The sequence below is a fragment of the Thioalkalivibrio sp. genome, from assembly GCF_041685615.1.
Taxonomy (GTDB): Bacteria; Pseudomonadota; Gammaproteobacteria; order Ectothiorhodospirales; family Ectothiorhodospiraceae; genus Thioalkalivibrio.
Genome location: NZ_JAWLFK010000049.1, coordinates 1 through 15,820, shown reverse-complemented (window position 1 = coordinate 15,820; position 15,820 = coordinate 1). Strand labels below are relative to the sequence as shown.

13 protein-coding genes and 1 pseudogene are annotated in these 15,820 nt (G+C 67.3%); 1 reads left to right on the top strand and 13 read right to left on the bottom strand.

The features are described 5' to 3' along the window. Nucleotides 1–108 precede the first annotated feature (108 nt). From ACESLR_RS09850 to ACESLR_RS09790, 13 genes are all read right to left on the bottom strand, one after another. Entirely contained in the window at nucleotides 109–2,268 is a 2,160-nt protein-coding gene (locus ACESLR_RS09850) for a putative bifunctional diguanylate cyclase/phosphodiesterase (protein WP_373067121.1), read from the bottom strand. After that, nucleotides 2,265–4,049 (bottom strand): SpoIIE family protein phosphatase, encoded by a 1,785-nt coding sequence (locus tag ACESLR_RS09845; protein WP_373025108.1) that lies wholly within the window; start codon nucleotides 4,047–4,049, stop codon nucleotides 2,265–2,267. The genes ACESLR_RS09850 and ACESLR_RS09845 overlap by 4 nt, the downstream gene beginning before the upstream one ends. A gap of 9 nt (nucleotides 4,050–4,058) precedes the next feature. Then, on the bottom strand, nucleotides 4,059–4,364 hold the full coding sequence (locus tag ACESLR_RS09840) for an STAS domain-containing protein (RefSeq protein ID WP_373025107.1): 306 nt from the start codon (nucleotides 4,362–4,364) through the stop codon (nucleotides 4,059–4,061). 94 nt (nucleotides 4,365–4,458) lie between these two features. Next, the gene (locus ACESLR_RS09835; protein ID WP_373025106.1) at nucleotides 4,459–5,658 is read right to left on the bottom strand and encodes a methyl-accepting chemotaxis protein; all 1,200 of its coding nucleotides are present in this window, start codon (nucleotides 5,656–5,658) and stop codon (nucleotides 4,459–4,461) included. A gap of 11 nt (nucleotides 5,659–5,669) precedes the next feature. Then, the gene (locus tag ACESLR_RS09830; protein ID WP_373025105.1) at nucleotides 5,670–6,746 is read right to left on the bottom strand and encodes a chemotaxis response regulator protein-glutamate methylesterase; all 1,077 of its coding nucleotides are present in this window, start codon (nucleotides 6,744–6,746) and stop codon (nucleotides 5,670–5,672) included. Beyond that, complete coding sequence (gene cheD / locus ACESLR_RS09825) at nucleotides 6,747–7,370, bottom strand: chemoreceptor glutamine deamidase CheD (RefSeq protein ID WP_373025104.1); 624 nt, start codon at nucleotides 7,368–7,370, stop codon at nucleotides 6,747–6,749. Next, nucleotides 7,370–8,191 (bottom strand): CheR family methyltransferase, encoded by an 822-nt coding sequence (locus ACESLR_RS09820; RefSeq protein WP_373025103.1) that lies wholly within the window; start codon nucleotides 8,189–8,191, stop codon nucleotides 7,370–7,372. The genes cheD and ACESLR_RS09820 overlap by 1 nt, the downstream gene beginning before the upstream one ends. A gap of 20 nt (nucleotides 8,192–8,211) precedes the next feature. After that, complete coding sequence (locus ACESLR_RS09815) at nucleotides 8,212–10,464, bottom strand: methyl-accepting chemotaxis protein (RefSeq protein WP_373025102.1); 2,253 nt, start codon at nucleotides 10,462–10,464, stop codon at nucleotides 8,212–8,214. Nucleotides 10,465–10,488: 24 nt separating this feature from the next. Next, nucleotides 10,489–11,268, bottom strand: a complete 780-nt coding sequence (locus ACESLR_RS09810; protein ID WP_373025101.1) for a ParA family protein — start codon at nucleotides 11,266–11,268, stop codon at nucleotides 10,489–10,491. Nucleotides 11,269–11,289: 21 nt separating this feature from the next. After that, nucleotides 11,290–11,811, bottom strand: a complete 522-nt coding sequence (locus tag ACESLR_RS09805) for a chemotaxis protein CheW (protein ID WP_373025100.1) — start codon at nucleotides 11,809–11,811, stop codon at nucleotides 11,290–11,292. A gap of 26 nt (nucleotides 11,812–11,837) precedes the next feature. Next, nucleotides 11,838–13,904 carry a chemotaxis protein CheA gene (locus ACESLR_RS09800; RefSeq protein ID WP_373025099.1) on the bottom strand — a complete coding sequence of 689 codons (2,067 nt, stop codon included), beginning with the start codon at nucleotides 13,902–13,904 and terminating at the stop codon, nucleotides 11,838–11,840. A gap of 2 nt (nucleotides 13,905–13,906) precedes the next feature. Then, on the bottom strand, nucleotides 13,907–14,269 hold the full coding sequence (locus ACESLR_RS09795) for a response regulator (RefSeq protein ID WP_018169253.1): 363 nt from the start codon (nucleotides 14,267–14,269) through the stop codon (nucleotides 13,907–13,909). Next, nucleotides 14,262–14,579 (bottom strand): STAS domain-containing protein, encoded by a 318-nt coding sequence (locus tag ACESLR_RS09790; protein WP_373067116.1) that lies wholly within the window; start codon nucleotides 14,577–14,579, stop codon nucleotides 14,262–14,264. Before ACESLR_RS09790 ends, ACESLR_RS09795 begins: the two co-directional genes overlap by 8 nt. A gap of 228 nt (nucleotides 14,580–14,807) precedes the next feature. Here ACESLR_RS09790 and ACESLR_RS09785 point away from each other — a divergent pair. Beyond that, nucleotides 14,808–15,820, top strand: a pseudogene (locus tag ACESLR_RS09785) (GNAT family N-acetyltransferase); the annotation flags it as partial.

Below are 15,820 nucleotides of genomic sequence, written 5' to 3'. Positions count from 1 at the left end.
AAACGGCCTCCTGCCCCGCGCGTGCGATCATTATCCACGCCCCCTGTTTCCTGCGCGACAGCGCGTCGTCCCCGGACGGGGCGCCAACTTCGTGGTGAATTAAGAGGCCTACCCGTGCGTACGGGCGCGTTCGCGCCAATCGCGTTCGAGGTCGGCGGCCGGCATCGGGCGGCCGAGCAGGAAGCCCTGGACTTCGTCGCAGCCCATCTCGCGCAGGAAGTGGTGCTGCTCCTCGGTCTCCACGCCCTCGGCCAGGACCCGCAGCTTCAGGGTCCTGGCCAGGCCGATGATGGCGCGGGTGATGGCCTCGTCGTCCGGGTCGTTGCCAATGCCCCAGGTAAATTCGCGGTCGATCTTCAGCGTGGTCAGGGGCAGGCGGCGCAAGTAACGCAGGGAGGACTGCCCGGTGCCGAAGTCGTCGATGGCCACCGATACCCCCAGGTGCACCAGGCGCTGGAGCATTTCGGCCGCCGCGTCGATGTCCTCCACCAGGACACTTTCGGTGATCTCCACCTCCAGGCGCTCGGGCGCGAGTCCGGCCGCCTGGAGAGTCTCGAGGATGCGCTCGGGCAGGTTGGGGTCGGCAAACTGCCGCGCGGAGAGATTGATCGCCAGGCGCAGCGGCGGCAGGCCCTGGCGAGCCCACTGTGCCATTTGCCAGGTGGCGGTTCGCAGCACCCAGTCGCCGATGGGCACGATCAGGCCGGTCTTTTCCGCCAGCGGGATGAAGTCGCCCGGCGAGATCATCCCGTGCTCGGGGTGGCGCCAGCGGATGAGGGCCTCGACCCCGACTATGTCGCCACGAGCCAGCCCGGTCTGCGGTTGATAGTGCAGTTCGAACTCCTGCTGGCGGAGCGCAGCCCGCAAACCCTGCTCCAGCTCCAGTTGTGCCCGGGCCTGGGTGTTCAGCTCCTGCGTGTAGAAGCGCAGGGTGTTGCCCCCGGCGTTCTTGGCCTCGTGCAGGGCGCTGGTGGCATGGCGCAAAAGGTCGTCCTTGCCGCGCCCATCCTGCGGAAACAGGCTGACGCCGACACTGCTGGTCGCGACATGCTGGCCGCCGTCCAGAGCAAAGGGCTCCGCACAATGCTGGAGGATAGTCTGGGCACGTTCCCGGGCCTGGGGCAGACCCTTGATCCCGGTCAGGATCACCGCGAATTCGTCGGCCGCCAGGCGGGCGAGGACGTCGCGGGGCTGCAGGAGGTTCTGCAGGCGTCCCGCCAGGGCGTTCAGCAGGGCGTCCCCGGTGTCATGGCCCAGGGTGCTGTTGAGCGAGGTGAAGCGGTCGATGTCCAGCAGCAGGACCGCCAGGGATTCCCCATGACGCTCGGCCTCGTCCAGGGTTGTCCGCAGACGGGTGCGCAGCCCGGTTCGGTTGGGCAGGCCCGTCAGGGCATCAAAATTCACCAGCCTGAACAGGGCCTGCTCGGTCTTCTCGCGCTCGGTCAGGTCCTGGTGGATGCCGAGGATGCGCGCGGGGGAGTCGTCCGCGCGTTCACCCTCGGCCAGCATGTAGCGTTCTTCGCCGCCCGGCAGCAGCAGGCGATGGCGGATGGAGAAGCGTTGGGTCTCGCCATTGGCCAGGCGGAGCAGGGCAAATGCCAGCGCGGCGCGATCATCCGGATGGGTTAATTCCACGAGGGCCTCGCGGGTTATGCTCCGGGGGCGTTCGTCCTGTCCGAACAGCGCGCTTGCCTCCGGCGAGAGCAGGAGGGCGCCGGTCTCGAGATCCAGGTCCCAGTGGCCGATGCGGGCCACGCGCTGCGCGGCCAGCAGACGCTGGTGGCTGTCCCGCAGGGCCTGCTCGGCGCGCATGCGCTCCTGTACCTGGCGAGTCAGTAGGTCGATCGCCTCGCGCAGGTGCTCGGCCTGTTCCGGGGTTGCGTCGCGGTGATCCGGACGCTGTTTGCGCAGGACCACGAACTGCAGTGGATCCCGGGCGTGCTGGCAGGTGCCGATGTCGAGCAGCGCGGGCCGGGTCTGGCCATCCTCGCAGAGCAGATCAACCGGCTCCCGACGCGGGATCCAGCCCGCTGCCCCGGTGGCTTCGCGCAACCGTTCGTGCAGGTCGAAGGCCGCATCCCGGGATGCGATCAGGCGAGTCAGGTCGCGCCCGTCCAGGCTGTGGGCGGTCATGCCGAACAGGCGTTCCGCCGCCGGATTGGCGTAGCGCACCGCGCCATCGGCCGCGACGAACACGATTGCCTCGCCGAGAGCATTCACCAGGTCGATCGGGGCGGGTATTAGGTGCGACTCCAGAGCGTAGGTCATGGCGCCTGGCTGCCCCCGCTTTCGGCATCGTGGGCTGTGTTCCAGCGGTAGTCCGCCTCCACCAGGTTGCCGCTGCCGTGATAGCGCACCCGATCGCAGAGCTGGCGCACCAGCGTCAGTCCGCGCCCCCAGAGGCGCTGATCGCCGCGACCCTCCAGGGCTTCCTGGACTTGATGGTGGTCGAAACCCGGCCCGCTGTCGCGCACCCGGATACGGATGCAGTTCTGGCCATCCAGTGGACGGTAACGCAGGGAGACACCGATCCGGCCGCGGATGTCGCGCAGGGCCTCGCTGCGCTGGCGGTAATACTGCTCGAAGCCCTCCACCGTGGACTTCATGCCGGAATCCAGACGCAGCACGCCATGCTCGAAGGCGTTGTTGCACAACTCCGCGATGACGGTCTGCAGGGCCTCGGCATGACCGCCTCCCAGGCTCGGCAGCCATTCCAGGAGCTGGGTGCGGGCGGCACCGACCAGGTCGACCTCCGCCAGGCGCTGGTCGCTGGCCTCCAGCGACCAGCGCAGGGTGCCCCGCCGTTCGCGGCTCTGTGGGCGCCCGCTCTCGGTCACCACGGCAGGGCTGCAGTCGATGGTGACCAGGGTCATGTCGTCGGAGGGGGTCTGGTCCCCACAATGCACATCCAGTGCTTCGCGGATGCGCTCGAAGACCGTTCCGGCCGGCTCGCTGGTCCGGCAATGGCGAAAGAAGGCGGCCTCGCCGAAGGTCGTCCCGGCAGTATCGGTGGCCTCCAGCACGCCGTCGCTCACCAGCGTCAGCCAGTCGCCGTCGTCGAGTTCGTAACAACGCGCGCCCGTATCCGGGTCCAGACGGTCGAGGATGCCCAGCGGCATGGCCCGGGACTGGATGCGCCGGACCCGGTCCTGACCCGTGTTGCAAAGCCACGCGTCTGGCATGCCGCCGTTCCACAGGCGAACTCGGTGCCCGTCCGCGGAGAAGGTGGCGAGCAGGGCGCCCATGAACATCGACGCGGGCAGGAAGTCGTGGAGCACGTGGTTCAGTTCGTGCAGCAGCTCCTGGTCGTCCACGCCCTGCTGGGTCAGGGTGTGGAAGGTCTCGCTGACCGGATAGGTCCCGATGGCGGCGCTCAGGCCGTGGCCGGTGAAGTCGCCCACCAGCACGCGCAGGGCGCCATCGGGCGTGTAACCGGAGAGCACCACGTCACCACTGAACGTGGCGGCAGCGCGGCGATACAACTGTAGCCGGTCCAGGCCGCGATTGCGACGGGTGATGGCGCGCGAGAACAGGCCTTCGGCGGTTTCCTCCTCCCAGTCCTGGCGCGCGCGGGCGCGCAGCAGGGCCTCGTTGCGGTTTTGCAGGCCCGTGTGCAGGTCGCGCAGGCGTTCCATCGCGTGGATCTTGGCCTTCAGGATCGCGAGGTTCAGGGGCTTGCTGAGGAAGTCGTCGCCGCCCGATTCGATCGCGCGCAACAGGGCGTTTTCGTCGTCCAGGGCGGTCAGGAAGATCACGGGGATAAAGTGATCGCCCATCTCGGCCTTGATCCGGCTGGTGGCCTGGTAGCCATCCATTTCCGGCATCATCACGTCCATCAGGATCAGGTCCGGTGCCTGTTCGCGGCAGGCATCCAGCGCGGCCCGACCATCTGCGGCCTCGCGCACGTCGTATCCGGCACCCTGCAGCATCATTCGCAGCAGGCGCCGGTTGTGCGGATCGTCGTCGACGACCAGCACCTCGCCCTTGCCGGAGACCAGTTCACCGGGCGAGGTCGGGGTGGTCGCCGGGGAGATGGCGGGTTCCTTCACAGTAACGCCTTACTGGATGTGGAAGAGGCGACCGAAATTGGCGATATCCAGCACCTTGCGCACCCCTTCGGATGCGCCGGTGATGGTGACGTCGGAGAATTCGCCACCGGCATGCTCGCGCAGCAGGAGCAGCATGCCGAGTGCAGAGCTGTCCATGTATTCGGTCTGCGAGAGGTCCACGGTATAGCGCACGCCGGCCCCGGCGGTGTCGCGGTAGGCAGCACGAAAGTCCTGGTGCTGCTCGAAGTCGAATCGGCCCTTGACCCGGATGCGGACTTCCTTGCCGTCGTCGGAGGTGTGCTGCTCGATACTCATGTGCGGTTCCTGACGCCGTGACGGGCTTTATGCCCGGTTGAATTCGGATGTGTGCCCTCCGAACAAGGGATGGGACGAGTTCGACGGCAAAACCTCAAAACAATTCCACGTCGCCCGTGCCCATGTTCTGCTGGTCCACCGCGCGGTGGTAGTTCTCCTGGCGGCGGTCGCGCCACTCGCGCACACGGGCGGCCATGGCGTGGGCGTCCTCGGTGGCGCGGGCCTCGTGCAGAATCCCCTGCAGCTCCTGCAGGTGCGCCACGGCCTCCTCGGCAGTGCCGAGTGATTGCCGGGCGATGTCTTCGAACTGCAGGGAGCGGACGGCGGTGGCGACCGCGCTGTTCATGCGTTCGCTCAGCTCGGCCTCCTCGCGGATGCGGGCGTCCAGCTCGTCAGTGGCGCGCTTCGCGTAGTCGAACAGCCGACCGATCCGCTCTTTCTCCCCCATGCTTTCGTTCATGTCGCGCGAGGCCATATCGTGCACGGTGCCGTGCACCTTGCCAATCGACTCGCGGGCCTGGTCGATCTGCTTGCGGATATCGTCGTGGAAGGTCGCGGAACGCTGCGACAGCGAACGCACCTCGTCGGCCACCACCGAGAACCCGCGCCCGGCCTCGCCGGCCCGCGCCGCCTCGATGCTGGCGTTGAGGGCCAGCAGGTTGGTCTGCCCGGCGATCGCGCCGGCGCTGTCCAGCAGCTTGAACACTCCGTCCATGTGCTGACTCATGTCCTCCATGTGGTGGGCACTCTCCACGCTCTGGCGGCTGATCTGCACCAGGGTGTCGATGAACATCTGCAGGGTCTCGTCGGACTTGCGGGTCAGCTCGGTGATGACCTCGGCATGCGTCATGCCCGGGTCGTCATCGCCCTCGCGGGCGACGTCGCTGGTCATCAGCTCCATCTGGCGCCCGGCGATCTCGTGCATCTCGTTGAAGCTGGAACCCAGCTCCTGCACAGCATCGGCGATCAGTCCGCGCTGGCGGCCGATCTCGCCCTCCAGCTGTTCCAGCTCGAAGCGCATTGCCTGGTCCAGTTCCTCGGAGAGCTCGCCGCCGCCGGTGGGCTGGTCCGCCGTAGCCGCCTCGCCGGGTGCATCGTCCCGGGCCTCCCCGCGCTGATGGATGCCCACGGTCAGCAGGGCCGCCAGTCCGGCCAGGATCACGGCGCCGAGCGCCAGCCACCCGGCAGCATTCACGCCGGCGAGGATCGCCGCGACCAGCAGCAGGGCGGCAAGTGCCAGCGCCAGCCCCTTTTGGGTGGCGTCACGGGTCAGCCAGTGCATGCGGTTGTCCATTCCGGTGGCTCCTATTCGCCGGCTGCGGCGGCGTTGCGGTGATCGCGGATCAAGGCGGCGGCAATGCCGCCCAGCGGCAGGACCTGGGCGGCGGCGTCGCGCTTGACGGCCTCGCCGGGCATGCCCCAGACCAGGCTGGTGTTTTCGTCCTGGGCGATGGTGTGGGCCCCGGCCTCGCGCAGGGCCTTCAGGCCGCGCGCCCCGTCGTCGCCCATGCCGGTCAGCAGGGCGGCCACGACATTGGCGCCGGCCTGTTCCGCGGCCGAGTTGAACAGTACGTCCACGCTGGGGCGATGGCGGTTCACCGGACCGCCCCGGTCCAGACGGCAGACGTAGCGGGCGCCGTCGCGCGCCAGGCGCAGGTGATAGTCGGTGCCGGGTGCCACATAGGCATGTCCCGGCGTCACGATATCGCCGTCCTCGGCCTCTTTAACGCCGAGAGCGGTGTTGCGGTCCATGCGTTCGGCGAAGGCGCGGCTGAAACCGGAGGGGATGTGCTGGGTGATCAGGATGCCCGGGGCATCCGGCGGCAGGGCCGTGAGCACCTCGCGCAGGGCCTCGGTACCGCCGGTGGAGGCCCCGAGGGCGATGACCCGATCGGTGGTGCGAAAGCGCCCCCCGCTCGCGGCGGCGAGTCGCTGCGGTGGCGCGGCGGGGGGCGCGCTGCGGGCCTGCAGGCGGATACCGGCTGCGGTGCGGACCTTGGCGATCAGGACGTCGGCGTATTCCTGCAGGGCATGGGAGACGTCCACTTTGGGCTTGGTCACAAAGTCCACCGCGCCCACCTCCAGTGCCTCCAGGGTCACGTCGGCCCCATCCTCGGTCAGCGAGGACACCATCACCACGGGCATCGGGCGCAGGCGCATCAGATTGCGCAGAAAGGTGATGCCGTCCATCCTGGGCATCTCCACGTCCAGGGTCAGCACGTCGGGTTCGTGCTGCTTGATCTTGGTGCGCGCATCAAAGGGATCGGAGGCGGTAGCCACGACCTCGATGTCCGGCGCCTGGGACAGGATCTCCGTGAGCAGCTTGCGGACCAGGGCCGAGTCGTCGACCACCAGTACGCGAACGGGACGGTTTTCGGGCATCTAGAACAGCTCCACGTCGCCGCCAACCGGTTCGCTCTCCAGGCGGCGACGGTAGTCCTGCTCGCGATCGAGCAGGGTGTTGTTGTGCAGGGCGACGAGCTTCTTCACCCGTGCCCGCCCGCTGGCGGGGAAGAACACGACCTTGCGCGGCCAGGGTCCGCCGACATCCTCGGCTACCAGAGCCACCCCTTCGTCGCGCATGAACTGGCGAAGAAACAGGATGTTGCGCATCCCGACATCGCTCATGCCCGCCATCACCCGACCGCCCCCGAACATCTTGATACGCAAGTCCTCGCGGCGCGCTCCCAGCTTCAGCAGTTCGTTGATCAGGAACTCCATCGCGTAGGTCCCGTAGCGCGTGGCACTCGAGGTCGCCGGTCCCCAGCCACGATCGCGATCACCATCGGGCAGCATGAAATGATTCATGCCCCCGACTCCGGCCTGCGGGGACCATACGCAGGCCGACACGCAGGAACCGAGTACCGTGGTGATCAGTTCGGATTCCGAGACCGAAACGTAGCATTCTCCGGGTAGCAGTTTCGCCGCCGGGCAGGCATGCACCCGGTCCCAGTAGCGGTTGATATGCGCGAACGCGTTGTCGTGCAGCTCCGGCAATGCGGCCATCAGGCGGCCCTCCGGTACAGAGTCTGCTCCAGCAGGCGGAAGTCCTCGGTCACCCGGAACAGCGATTCCGAGTGCCCAATGAACAGGTAGCCCCCCGGGCGCAGTAGCTGGGCAAAACGTTCCACCAGTTGCTTCTGGGTGGGCTTGTCGAAATAAATCAGCGTGTTGCGGCAGAATATGACGTCGAGCGGTCCCTGGATTGGCCACTTGTCGAACAGGTTCAACCGCCGGAAATGCACCATTGAGCGCAATGCGTCGCGAATCTTCACCTTGCCCTCGTTGGTGCCGCGGCCACGCAACAGCCAGCGCTGCTGGTGGCCCCTGGGAATCCCGGTGATCCGGGCGGCGTCATACACCCCGGCATCGGCATGTGCGACCACTCGCGAGTCGATATCCGTGGCCAGGATGCGGGCGCCCTCCGGCGCCCCGAGGGCCTCGGCCAGCGTCATCGCGATGGAATAGGGCTCCTCGCCGGTGGAGCACCCGGCCGACCAGATCTTCAGTGGCCCGGCGGGATTGCGCTTGCGCATCTCCTCCAGCACCGGGCCTCGCAGCATCTCGAAGTGGTGTGGCTCGCGGAAAAATGCGGTCAGATTGGTCGTCAGCGCATTCACGAACTCCTCGAGTTCGCCCTCGTCGCCACCTTCCACGCGTTCCAGATAGGTGTCGAAGGTCTCCAGGCCAAGCGCGCGCAACCGCCGCGAAAGCCGGCTGTACACCAGATCCTTCTTGCTGTCATTGAGCATGATCCCGGTGCGTTCTTGCGTCAGACGCACAACGCGCCGGAAGTCGCGCTCACTTAGGCTGTCGGAGGCGGCCATTTAGCATCGATCCGCCGTACTCAAAACTCTTCCCATTCTTCGGAGGCGTCCTGGCGCGCGGGCCCTTCCGCCGGGCGGCTGGGGGCGGCCCCGCGACGGGCAGTCCCACCCGCGGAGGCCGGTCGCTTCAGCCCGGTCGCACCGCCCACCGCCTTGCCGGCGGCTTTGCCTGCCCGGGTAGTGGGCTGCTGCTGCGTTGCCTGGCCGGCCACCGATGCCTGGACGCCCTTGAAGAAACTCATCATTTCGAGGAGTTCACGTGACTGGTCGTCCAGCGACTCGCTGGCAGCCGCGGCCTCTTCGACCAGCGCAGCATTTTGCTGGGTCACTTCGTCAAGCTGGGTGATGGCCTTGTTGATTTCCTCAAGGCCGGTGGACTGCTCCTCACTGGCCGCGGCGATCTCGGCGATGATGTCGGAGACCTTCTTCACCGAGTCGACGATGTCTTCCAGCGACTTCCCGGAGTTGTCGACCAGCTTGCTGCCCTCGCCGATACGCTCCACCGAGTCGTTGATCAGGGTCTTGATCTCCTTGGCGGCCTGGGCACTGCGCTGCGCCAGGTTTCGCACCTCGGTGGCGACGACCGCGAAGCCGCGGCCCTGCTCCCCGGCGCGGGCGGCCTCCACGGCCGCGTTCAGCGCCAGCAGGTTGGTCTGGAACGCGATCTCGTCGATCACGCCAATGATGTCGGCGATCTTCTTCGACGACTGGTTGATCTCGCCCATCGCCGCGACCGTCTTCTCGACGACCTCGCCGCCCTCCTGCGCCTTGTCGCGTGCGGCGGCGGCCAGTTGATTCGCTTGCCGGGCGTTGTCGGCGTTGGACTTGACGGTGGAGGTCATCTCCTCCATTGACGAGGCGGTCTCCTCCAGCGAGGAGGCCTGTTCCTCGGTACGCTGGGACAGGTCGGTGTTGCCCTGGGCGATCTCGGCGGAGGCTGAACGCACGTTGCCGGCCCCTTCGAGGATCTGCCCGACCAGGTTGTCGAGGTTTTCCAGCGAGGTGTGGATCGCATCGCGGAATTCGGCGAACTCGCCCTTGAAGTCGCCCTCGAGGCGCCCCCTCAGGTCGCCCTCGGCCATTGCCTGCATGACCCGCGAGCCCTCGCGCAGCGGGCTGACGACCGCATCCAGCAATTCGTTCACGCCTTCCGCAATGTTGCGCGCAAAGCCCTGGTACTCCTCGGGTGCGAGGCGCTCGCCGAGGTTGCCGGCCGCGGCATCCTTGATCAGCGCGTCAATGGCGTCCTCGGCCCGGCGCATCTCGGTGATGTCGCGCCACTCGACCATGTTGCCGGCATAGTTTCCGTCGGCATCAATGATGGCGGTGGCGTTCAGGTTGAAATGCAGGTCCGCGACCTGAATATTGGCCTCGAAGGGCAGTCGGGCGGGATTCTGCAGGATCGCCCGCTGGTGCGTGGGGTCCTTGTGGAACTGGTCGATTGACTGCCCGATGAGGTTGTCCGGATCGAAGTTCGGGAACTCCCGGCGCAGCACGTCGCTACGGCTGCGAAGCAGGTTCACCACGGAAGGGTTGGCATAGACGATGTTCATGTCCGGATCGCACATCATCAACGCGGTCTGCGACCCCTCGACCGCGGCGCGCATGCGCGCGCGCTCCTGCTCCACGCGCTCCTGTTCAGTGGTGTCCTGCCACTCGACCATGTTGCCCAGGTACTTGCCGGCATCATCCAGTACTGCCGTCGCGTTCAGCCGGAACTTGAGGTCGGCCACCTGGATGCGGGCCTCATAGGGCAGATTTGCGGGATTCTGCAGGATCGCCCGCTGGTGTGTCGGGTCCTTGTGGAACTGGTCGATCGATTGCCCGATCAGGTTGTCCGGGTCGAAGCCCGGGAACTCGCGGCGCAGGATGTCGCGGCGCTTGCGCAGGAGCTCGACCACCGCCGGGTTGGCGTAGACGATGTTCATGTCGCTGTCGCACATCATCAGCGCGGTCCGGGCACCGTGCACGGCGGCGCGCATGAAGAGGTTGTTCTGGTCACTGCCGGTGTCGGTTTGCGGATTGGCTGCCATGGGGGTGTCCTCGATTTGCTTGTTCGTCTGACGTGGGGCCGGCTTGCGGCGCCGCGTGGATTTGTTCGTTTTTGGTGCCGGGGCCTTTTCCGGACCGGGCGGAGGCTCGGGTACAGTCGTCTCGGCCGGAGGGTTGTCGTCGGTCGAGGCATCGCTGCTGCTCGGCTCGCCCCGCTCGATGGATGCATCCATCCACCCCAGCGGGTCGTTGCCCAGTTTGTTGCGCTTGCGTGTCGTCATGGCCCGTTCTCCCTGGCGCGCGGCTCAGGCGTGTGCCGCCGGCGGGCGGGTAGTCGTTGGTGCCCCGGCCGCGATCAAGTCGGCGGCCAGTTGCTGGAAGTCCGTGGCCGCGCGGTGACGCGGCTGATATTCAAAGATCGTCTGCCCGAAGCTCGGGCTTTCCGCCAGCACCACGGTTTCGCGGATGGTGGTGGGCAGCAGGGCGTCGGCAAAGTGTTCCTGGATGCGGTCGCGCACCTCGCGGGCGTGCCGGCGCTGCTCGACGAAACGCGACAACACGATCCACTTGCGACGGCTCGTGCCCAGGCGCGCCTCGATGCCCTGGAGGATGTGCATCAGCCGCGAGAGCCCGTTCAGGGCGAGAAAGTCGCCGGCCACCGGAATCAGCATCTCGTCGGCGGCGATGATCGCGTTCATGCCCAGCAGGCCGGCCGAGGGCGGGCAGTCGATCAGCACGAAATCGAATGGCCGCACCAGTGCGTCCAGTGCCTTCTTCAGTCGCCAGCCGCGCTCGGCACCGCCTTCGTTCAGGTTCTCGACCTCCTGTAGCTGCTCCCCGGCGGCGACGATCTGCAACCCGTTGCCGGCCTCGCTGAAGGCGTCCTCCAGCCGGGCACGGCCCTGCAGCACCTGGTCCAGGCCCTCCGGATCCTCCAGGCCGAAGGCCATGGAGAGATGCCCCTGCGGGTCGGCGTCGATCGCCAGCACGCGATGCCCGGCCAACGCCAGGGCGTGCGACAGGTTCAGGGTTACGGTCGTCTTGCCGACCCCGCCCTTCTGGTTGATCACCGCGATTGTCCGCATCGTTCCGTCGCGCCGCCCGGGCTACGCCGTTGCCTCTGCTTCGATCGCATGCTCGCTGGCGATCAGGCCCGGCCCCAGCAGGGTGTCGATGTCCAGCATCAGGATCATCTTCTCGTCGACGGTCGCCAGGCCGCGCACAAAGTCGATGCCGATGCGCGAGTTGAAGTCCGGGGCCGGCTGCAGGTCGTCGGCGCCGATGCTGTAGACCTCGGAGACCGCGTCCACGACCACACCCATCACCCGCTCGCGGTCGTCGTTGATGACGCGCAGCATGATCACCACGGTCGTCGGACCGTATTCCATCGGCTCCATGCGGAAGCGCAGGCGCATGTCGATGATCGGAACGATCATGCCGCGCACATTGATCACGCCGCGGATGTACTCCGGGGTATTGGGCAGCGGGGTGGGCCGCTCCCAGCCCTTGATTTCCTGCACCCGCAGGATGTCCACACCGTATTCCTCCTCGGCCAGGATGAAGGTCAGATACTGGTCCTCGCCGGCAGTGGCCGGATCGTGGATGGACTGGGTTGCGTCGTTTGCCATGGTGCTAGGCTCCTTGAGGGTCAGGCTCAGGCTGCGCGGGTGTCGCGCCCGGCGGCCATCCGCGCGATCCCCGCGACATCCAGGATCAGGGCCACCTGGCCGTCCCCGAGGATGGTCGCGCCGGCCGTGCCGGGGACCTTGCGGAAATTGGTTTCCAGCGTCTTGATGACGACCTGCTGCTGGCCGAGCAGGTCGTCCACGCGCAGGGCCACCCGCTGGTCGTCCGCCTCGGCGACCACCAGCAGGGCGCGCTCCGGCAACGGGCTGGGCTCGGCGCGACCGAACAAGGCCGCGAGGTCGATGATCGGGATGTATTCGTCGCGCAGGCGATACAACGGCAGCTTGCCGAAGGCCTGCTTCACACTTTCCGGAAGGGTCTGAAGGGACTCGACGATCGCGATCAGCGGGATCACGAAGGTCTCGTCGCCGACCTTGAGCAACTGGCCGTCCATGATCGACAGGGTCAGCGGCAGGCGGATGGTCAGGCGCGAGCCTTTCCCGGGCTCGGATTCCAGTTCCACGTTGCCGCCCAGGCCGCGGATGTTCTTCTTGACCACATCCATGCCGACGCCGCGACCGGACAGGTCGCTGACCTGGTCCGCGGTGGACAGGCCCGGTTCGAAGATCAGTTGCAGGATCTCGTGGCGGTCCAGCTGCTGGTTCGGCCCGACCAGCCCGGCGTCGCGGGCCTTGGCCAGGATCCGGTCGGCATCCATGCCCTTGCCGTCGTCGCGGATCTCGATGATGACATTGCCGCCACGGTGATAGGCCTCGAGCGTGACCTGCCCGGTCTCCGGCTTGCCGGCCGCCGCGCGCACCTCGGGCCGTTCGATGCCGTGATCCACGGCATTGCGAACCAGGTGCACCAGGGGGTCGCCCAGATGCTCCATCACGGTCTTGTCGATCTCGGTGTATTCGCCCTTCAGGGTCAACTCGATCTGCTTGCCGAGCTGACCGGAGATGTCGTGTACCAGCCGCGGGAAACGGTTGAAGACCTGCGCGATCGGCACCATGCGGATGCCCATCACGCTCTCCTGCAGCTCGCGGGTGTTGCGCTCCAGCTCGGCCAGGCCGGTGCGCAGGCGCTCGATCTGTGCCTCCATCCGCGACGGATTTTCCTCGAGCTGCTCGCTGATGTCCGTCAGCATCGACTGGGTGATGACCAGCTCGCCCACCATGTCGATCAGGGCGTCGATCTTGCCGGTATTCACCCGCATGGAGCTCGCCTCGGTTGCGCGGGGGCTGCCCCCGGCGCCCTTTTTCGGAACCTCGGGCCCGGGGGGTGTCGCCGCGGCGGGGCTGCCGGCCTCGGGCTCGGACAACTCGCTGGGCGAGGCCGTGTCGGTCTCGAGGGGTTCGATCACCAGATCGCATTCGTCCTCGACCCACTCGAAGACCTCCTCGATCCGGTCGCGGGTGGCGTCGCCTTCCAGCTCCAGGGTCCAGGCGAGGTAGCAGTCCTCCGGATCGAAGGCCTCGGCGCTGTCGGGCAGACGATCAGTCTCGCAATGCACGGTCAGCCGGCCGAGCTCTTCCAGGACCTCGAACATGCGCAGGGGGTCGTTGCCGGTGCGCATCAGATCCGCATGGGGGCGGAACTGGATGCGCCAGCCGCGCGGGCCGTTGCCGCCACCACCGTCGCTATCGGAGGCGGCGTCTCCACCCGATCCGCCGTTTGCCGGGGTGCCCGGGGCGCCGTCGGCTGGCGCGGCATCATCCAGGTGGGCCTCGATCAGGGTACGAACTTCGGCGACCTCGGCGGCGTCCGCCTCGCCCCCGTCGCGGGCGGCGTGCAGCTGAGCGCGCAGGATATCCACCGCGCGCAGGAGGAGGTTCACCGTCTCCGGGGCCGCCTCCTGCTCGCCGTTACGCATCCGGTCGAGCAGGGTCTCCACACCGTGGGTGAACTCGGAGATTGCGCCGAACCCGAAAGTCCCGGCCCCGCCCTTGATCGAGTGGGCGCAGCGGAAGATGGTGTTCAGCGTCTCCGGATCGCCGCCATCCAGCGCCAGGAGTTCGGTCTCCATGTGCTCCAGCCCCTCGAAGCTCTCTTCGAGAAAGGCATCGACAAACTGGGCCATGTCGATGGACATGACTAGCGCAGCACCCGGTTCACGGTGTTCATCAGCTGATCCGGGTCGAACGGCTTGACGAGCCAGCCGGTCGCGCCGGCCGCCTTGCCTTCCTGCTTCTTCTCCGGCCCGGCTTCGGTAGTGAGCACCAGGATGGGGGTGAACTTGTAGTCGCCCAGCTTGCGCAGTTCGCGGGTCAGTTGCAGGCCGTCCATGGCCGGCATGTTCACGTCGGTGATCACGAGATCCGCCTTCGCGCCCTGGGCCTTGCTCAGGCCGTCCTTGCCGTCGCGTCCCTCCACGACCTCGTGTCCGGCCTGCTTGAGGGTGAATGCGACCATCTGGCGCATCGAGGCGGAATCGTCCACCACCAGAACCTTAGCCATTGATCTCTCCTGAATCCGTGTTGTCGTGTTGCCCGGTACTGGCGGCCAATTCGTCCGGTTGGCCCGCGCCCAGGGCCCGGAAGGCCTGCGTGAGGACGGTGCTCGCGCTGTCCAGGGAAAAGCCCTGCCCATTGCGCCCGGCCGCGTGGCGGGCCATCAACAGTACCTGTACCCCGGCGGCATCGATATCGGCCACGGCACTGGACTCCAGATGAAGATCCTCGCCGGCGTCGAGCGTCGCGCGCAGTTCCTGCCAGCAGGCGGCGGCGGTGTCGATGCGCAGGCGTTCCGGAAGCGCAATGATGGTCATCTGCAGTACCTTTCGGTGAAGTCGTCTGCACTGTACAGGGTTTGTACAGGTAGTTTCCAGCCTCTCGTAAAAACTTGTACGGCCAGGGACGGGAAAACTTGAGGACTTGTTCACATAGAAACGCCGATCAGAGCCTGGACTTTTTCCGTTCTGGTGTGACCAGATGCCCCTCCCGTTCCCGCAAGACCGCTTGTGCCATGCGACATTCGACCCCGGTGAGGTGCTGAGATGGATGCGCGTTCGCTCTACCATCTGTCGGCCGACCCGCTCGCCCGCCGCGCGGTCGAGACCTGGCTGCGGGCCAGCGCGGCCTCGGATTCGGTCCTATGGGTGGGGCCCCATGCTCCCGAGGGGATGCCGCACGTGGCCCCCGCGCAGGCCGGGCACTGGCTCGGCCACGAGGTGCAGGCCCTGGTGTTCGAGGCCGGGGAGCCGCTTGCCGTGGATGCGCTGGTCACGGCCGCAGGGTTGCTGCGCGGCGGTGGCACCCTGGTGATCCTCGATGGGGTCACCAGTGATGGCGTGTTTGCCCGGCGCTGGCGGGCGGCGCTGGCCGAACCGTGGATACAGGCGATCGGTTCACGATCGATGGACCGGCTGCCCCCCGTGCCGGCAGCAACGCCGGCCCCGTTCGCCTGGACACCGGATCAATGGGTTGCGCTGGATCGCCTGGCGCGGCTGGAGACGGGGGAGTGCCTGGCGCTTACAGCACCCCGTGGGCGCGGCAAGTCGACCTTGCTGGGGGAATTCCTGGGCATGGCGCTGGCGAGGCGTGAAGCCGGTATCACGCTGACCGCCCCGGGTTCACGGGCCGTGGACGCCCTGCTGGCACGTGCCCGGCAGTGGGTGAATGCCGCGGATCGATGCTACCGGGCCCCCGATCGCCTGCTGGACGACTCCGTGCGGCCGGATACCCTGATTGTCGACGAGGCGGCGAACCTGCCGGTGGAGCGCTTGCTGCGGCTGGCCCGCCGGGCGCGACGCCTGGTGCTGGCGACCACGACCGGCGGATTCGAGGGGAGCGGGCAGGGCTTCCGGTTGCGCGCCCTGCCGGCGCTGGAGGCCGCGGGGTTTCGGGTGCGGACGCAGGCGCTGGATACCCCGGTGCGCTGGGGCCCTGGGGATCCGCTGGAGGACTGGCTCAATCGGTTGTTCCTGCTGGAGGCCGAGAGCTTGACGCCGTCCGCCCAGGCCGTCTGCCTGCGCTGGCGCACGGGCGCGGCCCTGGCGAACTTGCCGCA

Bases quoted from the DNA above. Each gene is read 5' to 3' on its own strand.
- ACESLR_RS09815 (WP_373025102.1), bottom strand. From the start codon at position 10,464: ATGACGACACGCAAGCGCAACAAACTGGGCAACGACCCGCTGGGGTGG.
- ACESLR_RS09835 (WP_373025106.1), bottom strand. From the start codon at position 5,658: ATGGACAACCGCATGCACTGGCTGACCCGTGACGCCACCCAAAAGGGG.
- ACESLR_RS09790 (WP_373067116.1), bottom strand. From the start codon at position 14,579: ATGACCATCATTGCGCTTCCGGAACGCCTGCGCATCGACACCGCCGCC.
- ACESLR_RS09840 (WP_373025107.1), bottom strand. From the start codon at position 4,364: ATGAGTATCGAGCAGCACACCTCCGACGACGGCAAGGAAGTCCGCATC.
- ACESLR_RS09800 (WP_373025099.1), bottom strand. From the start codon at position 13,904: ATGTCCATCGACATGGCCCAGTTTGTCGATGCCTTTCTCGAAGAGAGC.
- ACESLR_RS09795 (WP_018169253.1), bottom strand. From the start codon at position 14,269: ATGGCTAAGGTTCTGGTGGTGGACGATTCCGCCTCGATGCGCCAGATG.
- ACESLR_RS09805 (WP_373025100.1), bottom strand. From the start codon at position 11,811: ATGGCAAACGACGCAACCCAGTCCATCCACGATCCGGCCACTGCCGGC.
- ACESLR_RS09830 (WP_373025105.1), bottom strand. From the start codon at position 6,746: ATGCCCGAAAACCGTCCCGTTCGCGTACTGGTGGTCGACGACTCGGCC.
- ACESLR_RS09850 (WP_373067121.1), bottom strand. From the start codon at position 2,268: ATGACCTACGCTCTGGAGTCGCACCTAATACCCGCCCCGATCGACCTG.
- ACESLR_RS09820 (WP_373025103.1), bottom strand. From the start codon at position 8,191: ATGGCCGCCTCCGACAGCCTAAGTGAGCGCGACTTCCGGCGCGTTGTG.
- cheD (WP_373025104.1), bottom strand. From the start codon at position 7,370: ATGGCCGCATTGCCGGAGCTGCACGACAACGCGTTCGCGCATATCAAC.
- ACESLR_RS09810 (WP_373025101.1), bottom strand. From the start codon at position 11,268: ATGCGGACAATCGCGGTGATCAACCAGAAGGGCGGGGTCGGCAAGACG.